Origin of the sequence: Erwinia sp. S38 (genome assembly GCF_016624545.1) — a bacterium.
GTDB lineage: Bacteria > Pseudomonadota > Gammaproteobacteria > Enterobacterales > Enterobacteriaceae > Erwinia > Erwinia coffeiphila.
Map to the genome: position 1 here is coordinate 13794 of NZ_JACVTS010000031.1, position 17131 is coordinate 30924.

The window sequence follows — 17131 nt, forward strand, 5'->3', positions numbered from 1 at the left end:
GTATGTTCCAGTGTCGGTCAATTTTTTAAACCAAAAATGCCGAAGCGGGTAAATTCGATTTTTTATGAAGACATACTGGTCATTGCATATAATTTACATTTATTTATGCGAGGCAATACTCAGGCTTTTATCCGCATCGTTAATTATAATTCGGTAATCTTAATCAGACCTTATCGCTACTGCTCCAGGGAGTGGACATGGCAACAGAAAACAGGGTCGTTGAAGAGAAGAAAAGCTCATCCCATACGCCGCACGATCTGGCATTTAAACAGTTTCTGAATCATCCCGATACCGCTCGCGATTTTATGCGGCTGCATCTGCCACCTGCGCTGCAAAAAATATGTGATTTCAGCACGCTCAAGCTACAGTCAGGGAGTTTTATCGAGGAAAGCCTGCGTGCCTACTTCAGCGATGTGCTCTATAGCATGAAAACCATTAGCGGTGATGCATACGTCCACGTTCTTATTGAACACCAGTCAACACCAGATAAACATATGGCCTTCCGGTTGATGCGTTACGCGGTGGCGGCGATGCAGCGCCATCTTGAAGCCGGGCATAAAAAACTACCGCTCGTCATCCCGGTGCTGTTCTATGCGGGAAAACGCAGTCCGTATCCCTGGTCGACCCGCTGGCTGGATGAGTTTGACGATCCGGCACTGGCTGAGAAAATATACGGAGGCACTTTCACGCTGGTCGATGTAACGGTGATTTCGGATGATGAAATTATGCAGCATCGGAGTATGGCGGCACTGACCCTGTTGCAGAAACATATCCATCAGCGCGATCTCGCCGGGCTGTTGGACCGGTTGGCAACCCTGATTTTGGCAAAACACATGACGGGACAGCAGTTGGTTACGCTGATAAACTATTTTGCGCACACCGCGGAATTGTCCGATGCAGAGGTTTTTATCCGTAAACTGGCACTGCGCGTGCCGTCGCATAAGGATCAGCTAATGACTCTTGCAGAGCAGCTTGAAAAGAAAGGAATGAAAAAAGGGATTCTGCTCGGGGAGCAGCGCGGCGAACGTTCAGCTACGCTGAGAATTGCGCGAATGATGCTGCACAATGGACTGGATCCGATCACGGTGATGAAGATAACCGGTTTGAGTGAAGATGACCTTGCAAAGATACCGAATTGATTTTATTTCGTCCGCTGTACAGTTTTTAAGTCTTAGAGTTTTTGTTTACAACATCTGAACTGACAGGTTATGTTTCTTGCCGAACCTTTCCAGGGGGAGCCCACCAGCGGGCTGAGAGTTTGCACATGCAACGGTGCAAAGACCCTTAATACCTGATCCGGATAATGCCGGCGAAGGGATGGCGCAACCTGTCTGACTTTTGCCTGCCTCCGATCGAGACGGCCAGAGTATCCACATTCAGTCGCGCTGTCTTTACTTTACAGGACAACACGATGACCGAACGTTTTACCGAAATCCTGCGTAACCAGAATCTGCCAACCTGGTCGGCTGCCGTTAATCACCGTTTCGTTGAGGAGCTGGTGACTGGCACCGTTGACGACCGCGTGATGATCAATTATCTGATTCAGGATCACCGCTTCCTCGACAGCTTCCTGATCCTGGTTGGTGCGGCAATGGCCAGTGCGGATACCACCGAAGCACGCCTGCGTTTTGGCCGCTTTGCCGGGATGGTTTCCTCCGAAGAAAACACCTATTTCCTGCGTTCGTTTACCGCACTGGGCGTCAGTGAACAGCTACGCAACGAACAGCCGGATACCGCGCCGACGGCCGGTTTCAAAGCCATCATGCGTGAAGCGGCGGCCACTCGCAGCTATGCGGCGATCCTCACCGTGCTGAACGTGGCTGAATGGCTGTATTATGATTGGGCGACTCAGGCAGCCCGACCGCTGCCGGAGAATTTCGTCTACGCCGAGTGGGTCACGCTGCACGATAATCCGGATTTCAACGCGTTTGTGGCGTTTATCCGCGAGGAACTGGATCGCGTTGGGCCAGCAGAAGCCTTGCAGTGTGAGGATCTTTTCCGCCGTGCAGTGGGGCTTGAGAAGGCGTTCTTTGATGCGGCTTATGCGAAAATCACGCTGAAAGCGGAGTAATGCCAATACGAGTTGCCCGAGAAACTCGGGCATCCGGAGCGTCATAAAGAAGGGGCAGAAAGCCAGCGCAGTCTGCCCCAAAAAAACTGCCCCGAAAAATCAGCTCCACAGCGCCAGAATTGGCCAGCCGACCAGCAGAAGTAGCGAAATAAATACCACGCCGAATATCGCACCCAGCCGCCAGTAATCTTTCGACTTAACGTAGCCGCAGCCGTAGATAATCACGCCGGGACCGGTGGCATACGGCGTCAGGCAGCCCATAATCCCAATAGACAGCACCAGCAGGATACACAGGTGCTCCATCGGCACGCCGGGAATGCCTTTACCCACGGCAAGGATCATCGGCAGCATGGTGGCGGTGTGGGCCGACAGGCTGGCAAACAGATAGTGGGCAAAGTAGAACACCAGCACCAGCGCCACCACCGTACCGCTGGGGGAGAATCCCTCCAGATGGCGACTCATGGTGTTGGCAAACCAGTCGATAAAGCCGGAGCGGGTCAGGCCATTCGCCATCACCACCAGCGTGGCGAGGTTAACCAGAGTATTCCAGGCGCTGTGATATTTGGTGATGTCCTTCCACGGCACCACGTGCAGCGCCAGCATCAGGGATACCGCCAGCAGGCCGACCGCCGTGGCGTTAATAATTTTGCCGCCAAATACCCACAAAGACAGACTCAGCAGCACCAGACCAATCAGCGTCATCTCCTGGCGCGTCAGGCGACCCATCTCTTTTAGCGCGCCACCCGCCCAGTTTGAGACTTCCTCGCTGTGGGTGATCTCTGGTTTATAGAGAATATAGGACAGCCAGGGTGCCACGATCAGCAGGATAATCCCCACCGGCAGGAAGCTGAGGAACCACTGCAGCCAGCTGATATGAATACCGGCAATTTTACCCACAAACTCCAGGCCCAGCACGTTAGGCGCGGCACCGGTAATAAACATCGATGAGCTGAGGCTGGTGCCTATCACCATCATCCACATCAGGTAGCCGCCGATGCGCTTTGACGAGGGATCGTTGGGGAACGATTTAAACAGCGGCGGCAGGTTTTTGATCACCGGGAACACCGTGCCGCCGGTGCGTGCGGTATTGGAAGGGGTAAACGGTGCCAGCATAACGTCGATGATCACGATGGCGTAGCCCAGCGTCAGCGTGCGCTTGCCCATAAACTTAACCATAAACAGCGCGATACGCCGACCCAGACCGGTGACTTCATAGCCCAGCGCAAAGATAAAGGCGCCAAATACCAGCCAGACCGTCGAGCTGGAAAAGCCTGCCAGCCCCCATTTCAGCGCCTGTTTCCCGGCGTTAAATTCCGGGTCTGCCAGCTCGGCGGCATCAAACAACACGTAGTGACTGCCGATAACGCAGACCGTCATGGCAATAAAACTGATGGCGGTTGCCGGGATAGGTTCAAGGATCATCCCAACAATCATTGCCACAAATACCGCAAAATAGTGCCAGGCCTGCGGCGGCATGCCGTCAGGCACCGGGATCAGCAGCATAATGGCGAGAACAATCAGCGGTGCCAGAGATTTCCATATCTTATCTTTCGCAATGGACATAATCGATCCTCTATCAGGGATTTAATGATGGTTAATGGCATCAGCCTGCTGGAGCAGTGCGTCCATCTGGCGGAGCAGGTCGGTCATCGGATGTGCGCGATTGCGGGCGCACACCGAGGCCTCCTGCTGACACAGCAGACAGGTGCGGGGAGGCAGGTTGAAGTCTTTGCGCGACAGAAGGGTTCCCTGCGGCGTGAGCACGTCAAAATCCCACAGCCTGCCCAGCGGCGAAGCCTGCTCGAGATCGATCATCGCGCGCTTCACCCGTTCGGCGGGAGCGCTAACCGCCAGCAGACCTTCCGGGCCGCTGGGTAGCGCAACGCAACGCTGGCGGTTAATTTCCCAGCCGGACGCTTCCAGCAACTGCCGTAACGCCCGCAGGCCGCGATTGAAAATGTGCCGTGTGAGCGGGCTGTCTTTTACCGATCCCGGTGCCAGAACGGTGAAGGAAATTAACGTACTGGCATCGTGCGCCAGCCATTCCTGCTGACGTGCGCGGCGTGCATCCCGGCTGGTCAGCAGCTGCTCCACGGTGATAACGGCGCGGGTGGCCGAGGTGATATATAGCGGCATGATTCACTCCCTGACCTGACGAACGACATCAATCACCGAGCCGTCGCGGTAGCGCACCACCGCAATAGTTCGATCGGTAAAGGCAATCGGCCGAGGCTTGCCGGTCAGCAGTTCGGCCCGCTCGCGCAGCCATTCAATCGGCACCACCTTCATACCAGCCTCCTTCAGCCGATCGGCCAGTTCGGGGCGGGCCGGATTAACGGCAATACCGTGATCGGTAACCAAAATGTCGATGCTGGAACCCGGCGTCACGCAGGTGGTGACCTTATCAACCAGCGTTGGGATACGGCCCCGAACCAGCGGAGCAACGATAATCGACAGCGCGGCGGCAACCGCCGTGTCACAGTGGCCGCCTGAAGCTCCCCGCAGTACGCCGTCGGAACCGGTCAGCACGTTGACGTTAAAACTGGTGTCCACCTCCAACGCGCTGAGGATCACCACATCCAGGCGATCGACCGAGGCACCTTTTGAACTCCAGTTGGCGTACTGGTTGGCGCTGATCTCAATATGGTTTGGGTTGCGCGCCAGCGATTCCGCCGCGTGGCGGTCAAAGCTTTGCACGTCGATCAGCTTGCCGATCAGCCCCTTTTCGTGCAGGTCGACCATCGCGGCGGTAATGCCGCCCAGGGCAAACGCGGCGTGAACATCGCGGCGGCGCATGCTGTCCTCCAGGAAACGGGTCACCGCCAGTGAGGCACCGCCGGTGCCGGTTTGCAGCGAGAATCCGTTCCTGAAGTAACCAGAATTAACTACCACTTCGGCGGCGCTGCGGGCGATCAGTAGCTCACGAGGATTCGTGGTCATGCGGGTGGCATCCGCGCCGATTTTGTCGGCATCGCCCACCCGATCGACCTGAACAATCAGATCGACCCGATCCTGCGCAATGCTGGCCGGTGCGTGCGGGTAGCTGACGATTTCTTCAGTCAGCAGCACCACCTTATGGGCGTAATCGGCATCGACTTTGGCATAGCCTAATGAGCCGCAGCAGGCGCGTCCGATGCGGCCATTGGCGTTCCCCGCCGGGTCGCAGGCCGGTACGCCAAGAAAAGCGACATCGATGCTCAGTTCGCCGCGCTCAACCAGCTCTACTCGGCCGCCGTGTGAGTGGATTTGTACCGGTTCGGCAAGCAGCCCGCGTGATATGGCTTCCGCCAGTGGGCCACGCAGGCCGGAGGTGTAAATGCGGCTGACCACGTTATTGCGGATGTGATCGACCAGCGGCGCGTGGCAGTCGTTCAGTGAACTGGAGGCCAGCGTCAGGTTTTTAAATCCCATACGGGCCAGGGTTTCCATCACCGCATTAAGCGTCAGATCGCCACCGCGAAAAGCGTGATGGAAAGAAACGGTCATACCGTCTTTGAGCCCAGAACGGCGAACGGCCTCTTCGAGAGTGGCGCACAGTTTGCCATCCCGGGGTTTCTGTGCCTGCAAATTGAGTTTCGAAACCGGTTGATACGCCGGATAGTCAAACGCTGACCGGCGCTGCTCGCTGCTGTGTTCCTGCTGTTGATGCTGAGTCATAGTCTGTCCTTATTCATCACGAATTCCGGAAAGCACCGCGCGGGAAAGCACCAGGCGGGCGCGCTCAATGACCGGGCTGTCGACCATTTTTCCGTTGAGGGACACCACGCCGCGCCCTTCAAGCGCCGCCGTTTCGGCAGCCTCGACAATTTGTTGAGCCTGATTAAAGGCCTTGCGCGTGGGGGCATAGAGGTTGTGCAGCAAATCGATCTGGCGCGGGTTAATCAGCGATTTACCGTCGAAACCCAGCTGGTGGATATGCGCCGCTTCATGCAGGAAACCGGCATCGTTGTTGGCATCGGAATAGACGGTGTCGAACGCCTGAATGCCCGCCGAACGTGCAGCCTGCAGAATCGAGCAGCGGGCAAACAGCAGCTCTACGCCTTCCGGGGAGCGCTCGGTGCGCAGATCGCGCACGTAGTCTTCCGCCCCCAGCGCGATGCCGATTAAACGCGGTGACGCGTGGGCAATTGCCACCGCCTGGGTAATCCCCTGAGCGGATTCGATGGCCGCCAGTAATCCGGTACTGCCGGGCTCGCGGCCGCACTGCGCTTCGATGCGGCTGATTTCAGTCTCAATATCAATAACGTCCTGCGCGGTGTCGGTTTTCGGCAGGCGCACGATATCCGCGCCGCCGCGCACCACGGCCTCCAGATCGTCCAGACCGAAGGCGGAATCCAGGGCATTGACGCGCACAATGGTTTCGACGTCCCGGTAAAGGGGATGCTGGAGTGCGTGATAAACCAGACGGCGGGCGGCGTCTTTCTCGCGCAGGATCACCGAGTCTTCAAGGTCAAACATCAGCGCGTCGGCGCGATAAATAAATGCGTTACTGACCATCGCGGCGTTAGCGCCGGGAACAAACAGCATGCTGCGGCGGATGCGCGAGCGCCGCGCTTCATTATGTGGCGTGCTCATTTTGCGTTCTCCCAGGGCAGGGCGGCGAGGCCAGCGGCGCGGGCCAGCAGGGTTTCCAGACGGGCGCGCAGGATGCAGTCCAGCGCGCCTTTATCGTCGACGATCAGCTGCACGCCCTGTACGCCGTAGTGACGCAGCGTCTGCGCAATGGTGGTGCGGATCGCCTCACCAAACTGCTTTTCAACCCTGCTGTTAATTTGCAGATCGATTTCCTGCCCGTCGGCAGGCGCGATGCGGATCATCACATCGCCTGATTCCAGAGTGCCGGCAACGGCTGCATGGATTATTTTCATGTTTCACCTGTTACTGATTCAGAATGGGGTTGTTTCCCGGCAGGGAGCATTTGCTGCAGATAGTCGAAGGTGGTGGGCGGCACCAGATGTTCGATCGTGGCGATCTGCTGCTTCACCAGCAGCTGGCGGACCCAGGAAGCGGAAATGGCTTTGCCCTGATACTGCACGCGCTCAATTTCAACCAGCTCAATCGGTGGCGCGTCCATCGCCGGATCGCTCAGGCAGCGGCGCATATCGCGGTTGTAATCAGCGGTCACCGCGCAAAACGGTTCGCTGCCGACAAAGCGGTGGGTAATTCCCAGCGCCGGGGCAATGTGCTGGCGAAAGATTTGCAGATCGATTTCGGTGTAGCAGTGATCGATCACTCCCTGTTCTTTGATGAAGTAGCAGGGGAAGGTGGCACGGGAGATCAGGTATTCCGAGCCGCGATGCACCGTCAGGCCCTGAATGTCTGCGGTCCCGGCACGCACCAGCGCCAGGCGATCTTCATACGGGAAGCGCGAGGTATCTTCCTTCACCAGGAACACGTGCAGCCAGTCACACCGGGCAGCGGCCTGTTGGATCAGATAGCGGTGGCCGAGGGTGAACGGATTGGCATTCATCACGATGCAGCCGGTTTTGCTGCCGCCGCGACGCAGGGTGGTGAGAAAACTGGCGTAGCGCTCCAGGCGGGTGGCATCATTTTCCATCAGCACCATAACGCCGGCAACGCGGGCGAGAGGGTAAAAGCCGCACTGCTTAAATAACGCCTCATTTTCACTTTTCGTGTAAATAAATAAGTGCGTGCACTGCCGTTCATAGGCGAGGTTGATTAATTCCGTCGCCAGCGTTAGCGCCAGGCCTTCCCCGCGTGCGGACTCGCTGATGGCAACGCATTTAATAATATTTCCGGCAATGCCCCCGCAGGCAATCAGCTGCTCATCGCGGGTGACGGTAATAAATACCTCTACCGACGTGTCGATGTTCAAATCGTTTTGGCGTAAAAACTGAATAATGGCGGCCATCTTTCGGTTTTCAGCGCGTTTTACCTGGGAAAAAACACAATGGGATAACATATCTGAACTTTTTCCACCTCTTCACGTTTCCGTTAAGGCAACGTAGAGGATGATAAATTTTTTCAAATCAATAACATTCATTGCATGAATGCGTTCGGTGACTGACTAATGCGGCGATATTACGTGCAAGGCGTGCCGTTTTTTTTGATTTGTTTCATAAACTGCGACCTGATTTAAAAGAGCTTAATGGTTTTTATTTGCTTAATTAATTTTGTGACGGATACTGGCAGGGTTTTATTTTCACTGATGCAGTGTGTTTGAATTTTATTGACAATAATGGAATCGATCGGGCGAAGCAGGGAATTAAGCAATGGTAAATAAAATGAATACAAACTGTTTACGCCTGTTCGATCGTCGAATGTTTCCTCTGCGATTCTTCCTGTTTCTGTTACTGATTTCCGCACTGTTAATCGCTGCGCTGGGGCACTATTTTTCCGCCAGATTTGAAGATTATCTGAACCATCAGGTGCGTGATATGGCGATGAATCAGGCGCGGATTATCGCCTCCAACGACAGCGTTGTGGCGGCGGTAGAGGCGCGAGATACCGCTCAGCTTCGTGCCATCGTCCGCCGCCTGGCGAGCGGTTCTGACTTCGACTATCTGGTGATCGGCGATCGCCATTCGATTCGTTTGTATCACCCCAATCCCGCTAAAATTGGCTACCCGATGCAGTGGACCAAACCCGGAGCGCTGGAGAAGGGGGAAAGCTATTTTATTAGCGGGGAAGGGTCGATTGGCGTGGCGCTGCGCGCGAAAACGCCGGTCTTTGACCGACACGGGCAGGTGGTTGGCGTAGTTTCACTCGGTTATCTTACCAGCAAAATAGAGGGCTGGCGGCGGGACTTTATCCTGCCGGTAGCCGGTGCGTTCGCGGCGATGCTTTTACTGCTGCTGTTGCTGTGGTGGCTGTTTGCCGCCTATCTGCGCCACCGAATGCGCGGCATGGAGCAGTATGTTGATGGCCTGCAAACCCAGCGCCACGAACAGCTCAACTGGATGTCGACGATCAATGGTCTGCTGCAAATGAAGGAGTACGATCGGGTACTGGAGATGGTGCACGGTGAATCGGAGTTGCAACAGGCGACGGTCGATCGCCTGCTGGGAGCTTTTGCCGACCGCCAGCTTGTCGGTCTGCTGTTTGGCAAGATGCAGCGGGCGAGCGAGCTGGGAATAACACTCGCGGTCGCTGACGGCAGCCAGCTCACGCAGCTCCCCGCAGGGCTGAACAGCGGCGAATTTGCCTCTATCGTCGGCAATTTGCTGGACAACGCCTTTGAGGCCTGCCGCGACGCTTCGCCGGAAGATCGTGACGTGGAGCTGTATCTGAGTGATGAAGGGGTGGAGGTGTTAATCGAAGTAGCCGACCGGGGCTGCGGTATCGCCGAAGCGCAGCGGGAAGCGATATTTAACCGGGGAGTCAGCAGCAAAGCCGATAATCACGATGAGCATGGTATTGGCCTCTATCTGATTGCTGGCTACGTGGCACGCTGCGGCGGGGTGATTACGCTGGAGGATAATCACCCTCGCGGTACGCTGTTTTCTATTTATTTACCCAAAGTGAAACCAACCCATGGCACACCCCCTGAGCATATTGATCGTTGAAGATGAAACCGCACTGGCCGAAACGCACGCCGAGTTTATTCGCCAGCGCAGCAGCCGCGGCCAGGTGTGGCTGGCGGGCGATTTAGCCCAGGCGCGGGTGATGATTGCGCGTTTCAGACCGTCACTGATCCTGCTTGATAACGCGCTGCCGGATGGAAATGGCATCACGCTGCTGCACGAATTGACGGCGGCACACAGCCCGTGCGGCGTGGTTTTCACTACTGCGGCCAGCGATATGGACACGGTCGCGGAAGCCGTCCGCTGCGGTGTTTTTGACTATCTGATTAAACCCGTTTCCTGGTCGCGGCTGGAGCAAACGCTGGATCGCTATCAGCAGCGGTTAACGATGCTGGCAAACCCGGATGCCGCCAGCCAGCGGCAGATCGACGAGATGTTTAATGCCTACGCCCGCGCTGCCGGTGAAGTGCCGCTGCCTGCCGGTATTGACGCGTTAACCCTGGCAAAAGTCAGCGATTTGTTTACCGACCCGGACGCGCGATATACCGCCGAAACGGTGGCTCAGGAGCTGAAGCTGAGCCGGACCACCGCCCGCCGCTATCTGGAATTCGCCGCCGGCCAGCAGCGGATCTGCGCTGACATTGTTTATGGCAAAGTCGGGCGTCCCCAGCGCATCTACCGGGCGTCGTCACCGAATTAACGCCGGAATAATTCTTTTCGCCTGTCACCGTTTCATCACCCGCCTGTCATATGAGCGTCATCGCGCTCGCCGTTAATAAGCGCACAACGACGAACGCGCTTAACCACAACGGTAAATAACAATGGCACAGGCACAGTTAAAAATTGCCCCACAGCATCAGGCGATACCTAATCCGGCCAGCCACGCCAAAGTGCTGGCGGTGAACGGTTTGGGTAAATCCTACGGCTCACAGGCACGCGTGCTGGACGACATTAACTTCGACCTGCACGCCGGTGAACTGGTGGCGGTTATCGGCCGTTCCGGCGCGGGGAAATCCACGCTGCTGCACGTGCTGAACGGCACGATCCCGGCCAGCGAGGGTGAGATCCGCCACTTCGCCGAAAACGGCAAACAGCAGAATATCGTTGAGCTGAACGCCCGGCAGATGCGCCAGTGGCGCAGTGAGTGCGGCATGATTTTCCAGGATTTCTGCCTGGTGCCGCGTCTGGACGTGCTGACCAATGTCCTGCTGGGGCGTCTGAGCCAGACCTCGACGCTGAAATCCCTGTTTAAAATTTTCCCGGACGAGGATCGCGCCCGCGCCATTGGCCTGCTGGAGTGGCTGAATATGCTGCCGCAGGCGTTACAGCGCGCCGAGAACCTCTCCGGTGGACAGATGCAGCGCGTGGCGATCTGCCGCGCGCTGATGCAAAACCCGAAAATTCTGCTCGCCGACGAACCGGTTGCCTCGCTCGATCCGAAAAACACCCGCCGCATTATGGATGTACTGCGCCAGGTGAGTGAAAACGGCATCAGCGTGATGGTTAACCTGCACTCGGTGGAGCTGGTGAAAGAGTACTGCACGCGCGCTATCGGCATTGCCAAAGGGCGCATTGTTTTTGACGGACATCCGTCGCAGCTGACCGACAGCCTTCTTCATACTCTGTATGGCGAAGAGATGTCGCAGCTTAACTAACACTTTTGGGATACGGACACAGCAATGAAAAAATACCTACTCGCAGCGGTAATCAGCAGTGTTATGGCCGCCAACGCTTTTGCAGCAGACGCGCCAAAAGAACTGAACTTGGGCATTCTCGGCGGCCAGAACGCCACCCAGCAGATCGGTGATAACCAGTGCGTCAAAGACTTCTTCGACAAAGAGCTGAGTGTTGATACCAAGCTGCGTAACTCTTCAGACTACTCTGGCGTGATCCAGGGCCTGCTGGGTGACAAAGTGGATATGGTACTGAGCATGTCTCCATCCTCTTATGCTTCCGTGTACATCGCCGATCCGCAGGCGGTTGACGTGGTTGGTATCGTGGTGGACGATGCGGATAAATCACGCGGCTACCACTCTGTGGTCGTGGTGAAAGCCGACAGCCCGTACAAAAAACTGTCCGACCTGAAAGGTAAATCCTTCGGCATGGCCGACCCGGATTCCACTTCCGGCTTCCTGATCCCGAACCAGAGCTTCAAGAAAGAGTTCGGCGGCAGCGTGGATGACAAATACAACGGCTTCTTCTCCAGCGTGACCTTCTCCGGCGGCCACGAGCAGGATGTGCTGGGCGTGCTGAACGGCCAGTTTGAAGGCGCAGTGACCTGGGCTTCAATGATCGGCGACTACAATACCGGTTATACCAGCGGTGCCTTCACCCGTATGATCCGTGCCGGTCAGCCGGACCTGATGAAGAAAATTCGCATTATCTGGGAATCGCCGCTGATTCCTAACGGCCCGATTCTGGTCAGCAACAAACTGCCTGCGGACTTCAAAGCCAAACTGATCACCGCGATCAAAAAGCTGGATACCGAACAGCACAGCTGCTTCGTGAAAGCCGTTGGTGGCGCACAGCATATCGGCCCGGCCACGGTAAAAGATTACCAGGCGATTATCGATATGAAACGTGAACTGACCTCCAAGCGTTCTTAATCCGCCGCTTTCTCCCCGTTTGTAAGGGCCGGACTTCCGGCCCTTAATTCAGGTGTCCGCATGACAAATCCCGATTTTGAACGTTACTACCAGCAGATCCGCGGCAGGCAAAAGCGCGATACGCTGCTGTGGTCACTCCTGCTGCTGGGTCTGTATCTTGGCTCGGCGCATCTGGCTGAATTCAATCTGCACACCGTCTGGGTGTCGCTGCCGCACTTCTTTGACTACCTGCGCGAAACCATTCCGGCGCTGCGTTTTGATGCCCTGTTTAAAGATGTGAAGACCGACGGCTCGCTGGCGTGGTGGGGCTATCGCCTGCATATTCAGCTGCCGCTGATTTGGGAAACGCTTCAGCTGGCGCTGGCGGCTACGGTGCTGTCGGTGATGGTGGCCGGGGTGCTGGCCTTCCTCGCCGCTGGCAATACCCAGACGCCGCGCGGCGTCAGTTTTGCTATCCGTACCGGGGTGGCGTTTTTACGCACCATGCCGGAACTGGCGTGGGCGGTGATGTTTGTAATGGCCTTCGGTATCGGGGTGATCCCCGGGTTCCTTGCGCTGGCGCTGCACACCATCGGCAGCCTGACCAAGCTGTTCTATGAAGCCATCGAAAGCGCGTCCGACAAACCGGTGCGCGGTCTGGCCGCGGCGGGGGCCTCGTCGTTCCAACGCATGCGCTTCGCCCTGTGGCCGCAGGTGAAGCCGGTGTTTCTCTCCTATGGCTTTATGCGCCTGGAAATCAACTTCCGTCAGTCGACCATCCTAGGGCTGGTGGGGGCGGGCGGTATCGGGCAGGAGCTGATGACCAATATTAAACTGGATCGCTACGATCAGGTCAGTATGACGCTGCTGCTGATTATCGTGGTGGTCTCGCTGCTGGATACCTTCTCCGGCAAGGTACGCAAGCGCGTGGTAGAGGGGAAATCCGCATGATCGTCTCCATCAACAGCGAACGGCAGAACAGTATTCGACAGCAGCACAGCGCGCTGTTTGCCGTCCAGCGCCGTTATCTGACCAAAACCGGCCTGATCGCCGGGGCCATTCTGCTTTACTACATTTTCTTCTTTGCCAACTTTGGCATCAGCTGGCAGCAGCTGACCATCGGTCTGGGGCAGCTGGGTCACTACTTCCTGCGGATGTTTGTCTGGCACGACGTCGCCAACTGGCCGTTTGCCTACTACTTCGGCCAGATCGGTATCACCATCGGCATCGTCTTCGCCGGAACGCTGACCGCCACGCTGATCGCGCTGCCGCTGTCGTTCTTCGCCGCCCGCAACGTGATGAACACGCCGGTGCTGCGCCCGGTTTCGCTGATCGTTCGCCGACTGCTGGATCTGCTGCGCGGCATTGATATGGCGATCTGGGGGCTGATCTTCGTGCGTGCCGTTGGCATGGGGCCGCTGGCCGGGGTGCTGGCGATTATCATGCAGGACGTCGGGCTGCTCGGGAAACTCTATGCCGAAGGGCATGAGGCAGTAGAGCGCTCGCCGGGTCGCGGGCTGAATGCGCTGGGTGCCACGGCGGTGCAGAAGCAGCGTTTCGGGATCTTCACCCAGTCCTTCCCGGCCTTCCTGGCGCTCAGCCTGTATCAGATTGAGTCGAACACCCGTTCGGCGGCGGTGCTGGGCTTTGTCGGGGCCGGTGGCGTCGGGCTGGTTTATGCCGAAAACATGCGCCTGTGGAACTGGGACGTGGTGATGTTTATCACCCTGATTATGGTGGTGATCGTGATGACGATGGATTACCTCTCGGCGAAGCTGCGCAAACGCTATATTCAGGGCCAGCCTGTGCCGCTGTTTGAGGCGAAGAAATAGCGGAACAGTGTGGTTAAGCGCGAAGATAAGCAGGACCGCGACTGACGAGTATAACTACCGCCAGCTGTGATTGAGTCTGATGCAGACTTTCGGAATGGAAACGAAAGTCTGCATCATTCACGGGATCAGTTCAGCTGGTCAGCAATCAGCCACCACTTACGGTTAAGCTCATAATACCGATCGCCGGGCTTCGGCGTTTTTTCCCATGGCTTATCGATAATGTAGTGAATGTTTTTTACCCGCCGATCGTTCCATATGTCGGGATGCTGATGCGGCAGCGTCTTCAGCGCGTTGTACACCCACGGCAGCGGTTGCCAGCGATCGCGGTAAAACTGATTCAGGAAATCCTGTTCGGCGAAAAGATAGGTGGACAGGTCATCCAGCGCCGCCAGCTGTGCCATCATCGCGTCAAAAACGGCCTTATCCGGCGTCAGCAGCAGAAAGCCGCCGTTGAGATAGTTATCCACCTTGTCAGGCTGCTCAACGTGCTCCTCTCCCTTGCACCAGCTGTAAAAGCAGTTTTCCGGCGTCCAGTCGCTGGGATAGCTGGCGATGCGATTGGGGTTGCAGCGGCAGGCGTGACAGGCTGCAATGTGATCCGCTGACAGCGGCAGGGCAAAAACCTCGTCCATATTCTGCGTCACCAGCATATCCGCATCCAGAAAGACCAGCCGCTCGAATTCAGTGAACGTCCACGCCGCCAGTTTGGTCCACACTTCGGCAAAACGCGCATTGGCATAACGATTTTCCAGCGTGGGGTCCGGGCTGACCGGGTCCACCTCTCTCACCAGGCAGCCATCCTGCTCCAGCGTTGCCCGCACCCCCGCGCCGATATTCCCGGTGACCATCACCATCAGGAGATAGCGACTGCCGCTCACCTGCAGCGATTTTGCCAGCGCGCGCACGCCAATCAGGTAGCCCGGCTGGGTCAGTAACGTAGTCCATGCCATCATGGCGATATCTCCTTAGCCCAGCAGGCGTTGACTGAACGCGTTGCTGAATTTATGTTGCGGGTCCAGCGCCTCGCGCACTTCACGAAACGCCGCCATTTGCGGATACAGCGTTGACCAGTCGTACAGATCCGCATCAAAGTATTTTCCCCAGTGCGGGCGGCCGCCTTCTTCCGCCAGCAGTTTTTCAACCTCATGCAGAAAGGCCACGCCCTCTGCGGAGAGGGAACCGTCTTCGGCGTAATAGACCACAAAGCCGAAGAAGCAGCTCTCCTGCTGCCAGGCCGGGCTGAGCCAGCTTTCCGACGCGCCGGTACAGCGCAGGATCACCGGGTAGTGCAGATGCGGCTGATTCTCCGCGTGCCAGCGTTTAATACGCGCGATAACCGCGCCCGCGCGGGCCAACGGAATGGCGATCTCGACATTGATCTGTGGGGTGGCAATGCCGCGACAAAATACCTGATAGACATCGCCGGTAACGTCCGAAAAATCTTTAAAACGGGTGACGGTACGAAACGGCTTGCCGTTTTCATCGCGGATCTGCGTGTCGTTACGCATATGCTCCAGCGTCTGATCGATGGTCTGATTCATCGCATCGCTGGTTTCCTGATGGATAAGCGGATCGCCGTGATTAGCGTGATACTGTGCGCGCTCTTCGTCGGTGGCTTCCCGTGCTGCCCACACGTGCACCTGATTCTCATCGGGGAACCACCAGGCTTTGCTCAGCGCATAGTTGCGGTTCCACTCCAGCAGATCGTCTGCCAGCGTGTCGCCGCTAACGGCATTCTTAAAGCAGGTATAGACGGCAGAAGGGCGGGTGCGCAGCGTCACGGCGGTCACCACGCCAAGGCATCCCAGGCCGAGCTGCACCGCGTGGAACCACGGATGCTGGCGATCAAATTCTTCAACGCTGCCGTCGGCCAGCACCATGCGGATGCGCAGCGCCTCATCACCGATGGAACTCTGATACAGCCCCTGGCCGTGGGTGCCGGTCGCCAGGGCGCCTGCCAGCGTTTGCGAGTCAATAACGCCGGGCGATGCGGGCAGCATGCGTCCCATTGCCGTCAGCAGTTCATACACTTCATGCAGCGGCGTGCCGCCGGCGAAGGTGGCGCTATTGGCATCGTGGGATATCAGGCCGCGCAGCCTGCTGGTATCAATTAGCCGGTCATCGGCGTTTCCCAGCGCCAGCATACGGCCCGGCGACATTCGGCTGCCCATCACCCGCAGCTTGCCAGACGCAGCGACTACCAGTTCGCACAGGTGGCGCTCACTTTCCGGCTGGAGTATCTGCTTTTTATCCGCCAGTGGCGCATTTTGCGCCCAGTTCCACAGGCGAGGTTCCTGTGGCGGCAGCCTGGTATTGCGCTGAGGAAAATCAGAGTTTTTACGCGTCATCGACAACTCCTGTAAAGCTGGATCGGGAGAGTGGACTATTAAGCGTAGACAAAAAACCCGTTATCTGGTGATAACGGGCGGAGAAATTTGTACAGGCGTGATTTTATTGTACAGATTAACTTCCCGAAGGTTGCAGATAACGCAGAGTGGCATCCACCACCAGCTTACGGTTGCGCTTAATACTCTGGCTTTCCGTCTCTTCGCTGCCGAATAGGCTGTTAAAGGTGTAGCGGTTGGAGACATTATGGAAGCAGATACTGCTGATTAATCGGTGAACATCCACCGTTGAGACGCTGCTGGCGAATTCTCCGCTCTCTTTACCCCGATTCAACACCTCATCCAGCACGTTCAGCGCGCTCTGGTTCAGCGTGCGGATCGATTCTGACTGGCTGATATAGCGGCCACGCATCAGGTTTTCACTGCATATCAGCCGCATAAAATCAGGATGGTTGATGTGATAATCAAAGCTTGCTTCGGCCAGGCAGGCAATCGCCTGCGAGGGTGACATCTCGGCGAGGTTCAGGCCGGTTTCATGCTCGCGGATCTGCTGATAGACCTGATGCAGCACCGCAATATAAAGCTGCTCTTTATTATTGAAATGGTAAACCACCATGCGTTTGGTGGTTCCCGCATTATCGGCGATTTGTTCCATGCGCGCGCCCTGCAGGCCAAATTCGGCAAAGGTGGTAAGCGCGCTGGCAATAATGCGTTTTTTTAACCCTTCCGGATCGTTCTTACGTTTGGCGGGGGCAGACATAACCTGTAAATATCCATTATCTTTCCGTGGAAACCGTCACCAGAGTAACGTCTG

General features: G+C 56.7%; 17 protein-coding genes and 1 riboswitch. Of the genes, 8 read left to right on the plus strand and 9 right to left on the minus strand.

All coding sequences use genetic code 11. The features are described 5' to 3' along the window. The first annotated feature begins 197 nt into the window (after window positions 1-197). Together IBT46_RS24710 and IBT46_RS24715 are read left to right on the plus strand one after the other, a co-directional pair. On the plus strand, window positions 198-1139 hold the full coding sequence (locus IBT46_RS24710; RefSeq protein ID WP_200547821.1) for an Rpn family recombination-promoting nuclease/putative transposase: 942 nt from the start codon (window positions 198-200) through the stop codon (window positions 1137-1139). 82 nt (window positions 1140-1221) lie between these two features. Continuing rightward, window positions 1222-1335: riboswitch (TPP riboswitch) on the plus strand. A gap of 76 nt (window positions 1336-1411) precedes the next feature. After that, on the plus strand, window positions 1412-2071 hold the full coding sequence (locus tag IBT46_RS24715) for a TenA family protein (protein ID WP_200547822.1): 660 nt from the start codon (window positions 1412-1414) through the stop codon (window positions 2069-2071). Between the two features lie 99 nt (window positions 2072-2170). On the opposite strand, the gene IBT46_RS24720 is transcribed toward IBT46_RS24715, so the two are convergent. From IBT46_RS24720 to citC, 6 genes are read right to left on the minus strand one after another with little or no spacing between them, the layout of a single operon-like run. After that, on the minus strand, window positions 2171-3634 hold the full coding sequence (locus tag IBT46_RS24720; protein ID WP_200547823.1) for an anion permease: 1464 nt from the start codon (window positions 3632-3634) through the stop codon (window positions 2171-2173). A gap of 21 nt (window positions 3635-3655) precedes the next feature. Continuing rightward, window positions 3656-4207, minus strand: a complete 552-nt coding sequence (gene citX, locus IBT46_RS24725; RefSeq protein WP_200547824.1) for a citrate lyase holo-[acyl-carrier protein] synthase — start codon at window positions 4205-4207, stop codon at window positions 3656-3658. 3 nt (window positions 4208-4210) lie between these two features. Continuing rightward, window positions 4211-5728: a citrate lyase subunit alpha gene (gene citF / locus IBT46_RS24730; RefSeq protein WP_200547825.1), complete on the minus strand. Its 1518-nt coding sequence runs from the start codon at window positions 5726-5728 to the stop codon at window positions 4211-4213. A 9-nt stretch (window positions 5729-5737) separates the two neighbouring features. After that, complete coding sequence (locus IBT46_RS24735) at window positions 5738-6646, minus strand: aldolase/citrate lyase family protein (RefSeq protein WP_200547826.1); 909 nt, start codon at window positions 6644-6646, stop codon at window positions 5738-5740. Then, window positions 6643-6939, minus strand: a complete 297-nt coding sequence (citD, locus tag IBT46_RS24740; RefSeq protein ID WP_200547827.1) for a citrate lyase acyl carrier protein — start codon at window positions 6937-6939, stop codon at window positions 6643-6645. Before citD ends, IBT46_RS24735 begins: the two co-directional genes overlap by 4 nt. Continuing rightward, window positions 6936-7994, minus strand: a complete 1059-nt coding sequence (gene citC / locus IBT46_RS24745; protein WP_200547828.1) for a [citrate (pro-3S)-lyase] ligase — start codon at window positions 7992-7994, stop codon at window positions 6936-6938. The genes citD and citC overlap by 4 nt, the downstream gene beginning before the upstream one ends. A 322-nt stretch (window positions 7995-8316) precedes the next feature. Between citC and IBT46_RS24750 the strand changes: the two genes are divergently transcribed. The 6 genes from IBT46_RS24750 (at window position 8317) to phnE (IBT46_RS24775) (ending at window position 13972) form a co-directional block, all read left to right on the plus strand. Next, complete coding sequence (locus IBT46_RS24750) at window positions 8317-9597, plus strand: ATP-binding protein (protein ID WP_234480285.1); 1281 nt, start codon at window positions 8317-8319, stop codon at window positions 9595-9597. Then, window positions 9566-10255 (plus strand): two-component response regulator DpiA, encoded by a 690-nt coding sequence (gene dpiA / locus IBT46_RS24755; protein WP_200547830.1) that lies wholly within the window; start codon window positions 9566-9568, stop codon window positions 10253-10255. Before IBT46_RS24750 ends, dpiA begins: the two co-directional genes overlap by 32 nt. Before the next feature lie 121 nt (window positions 10256-10376). After that, complete coding sequence (gene phnC / locus IBT46_RS24760; protein ID WP_200547831.1) at window positions 10377-11210, plus strand: phosphonate ABC transporter ATP-binding protein; 834 nt, start codon at window positions 10377-10379, stop codon at window positions 11208-11210. Between the two features lie 24 nt (window positions 11211-11234). Further along, on the plus strand, window positions 11235-12161 hold the full coding sequence (phnD, locus tag IBT46_RS24765) for a phosphonate ABC transporter substrate-binding protein (RefSeq protein WP_200547832.1): 927 nt from the start codon (window positions 11235-11237) through the stop codon (window positions 12159-12161). Between the two features lie 60 nt (window positions 12162-12221). Further along, window positions 12222-13091: a phosphonate ABC transporter, permease protein PhnE gene (phnE, locus tag IBT46_RS24770; RefSeq protein WP_200547833.1), complete on the plus strand. Its 870-nt coding sequence runs from the start codon at window positions 12222-12224 to the stop codon at window positions 13089-13091. Continuing rightward, window positions 13088-13972, plus strand: a complete 885-nt coding sequence (phnE, locus tag IBT46_RS24775; protein ID WP_105594887.1) for a phosphonate ABC transporter, permease protein PhnE — start codon at window positions 13088-13090, stop codon at window positions 13970-13972. The genes phnE (IBT46_RS24770) and phnE (IBT46_RS24775) overlap by 4 nt, the downstream gene beginning before the upstream one ends. Window positions 13973-14097: 125 nt before the next feature. On the opposite strand, the gene IBT46_RS24780 is transcribed toward phnE (IBT46_RS24775), so the two are convergent. From IBT46_RS24780 to IBT46_RS24790, 3 genes are all read right to left on the minus strand, one after another. Beyond that, complete coding sequence (locus IBT46_RS24780) at window positions 14098-14925, minus strand: glycosyltransferase family 8 protein (protein ID WP_200547834.1); 828 nt, start codon at window positions 14923-14925, stop codon at window positions 14098-14100. A 12-nt stretch (window positions 14926-14937) separates the two neighbouring features. Continuing rightward, window positions 14938-16320 (minus strand): D-arabinono-1,4-lactone oxidase, encoded by a 1383-nt coding sequence (locus tag IBT46_RS24785; RefSeq protein WP_200547835.1) that lies wholly within the window; start codon window positions 16318-16320, stop codon window positions 14938-14940. Between the two features lie 115 nt (window positions 16321-16435). Further along, a complete protein-coding gene (locus IBT46_RS24790) occupies window positions 16436-17077 on the minus strand; it encodes a TetR/AcrR family transcriptional regulator (RefSeq protein ID WP_200547836.1) in 642 nt (213 codons plus the stop codon). Window positions 17078-17131 lie beyond the last annotated feature (54 nt).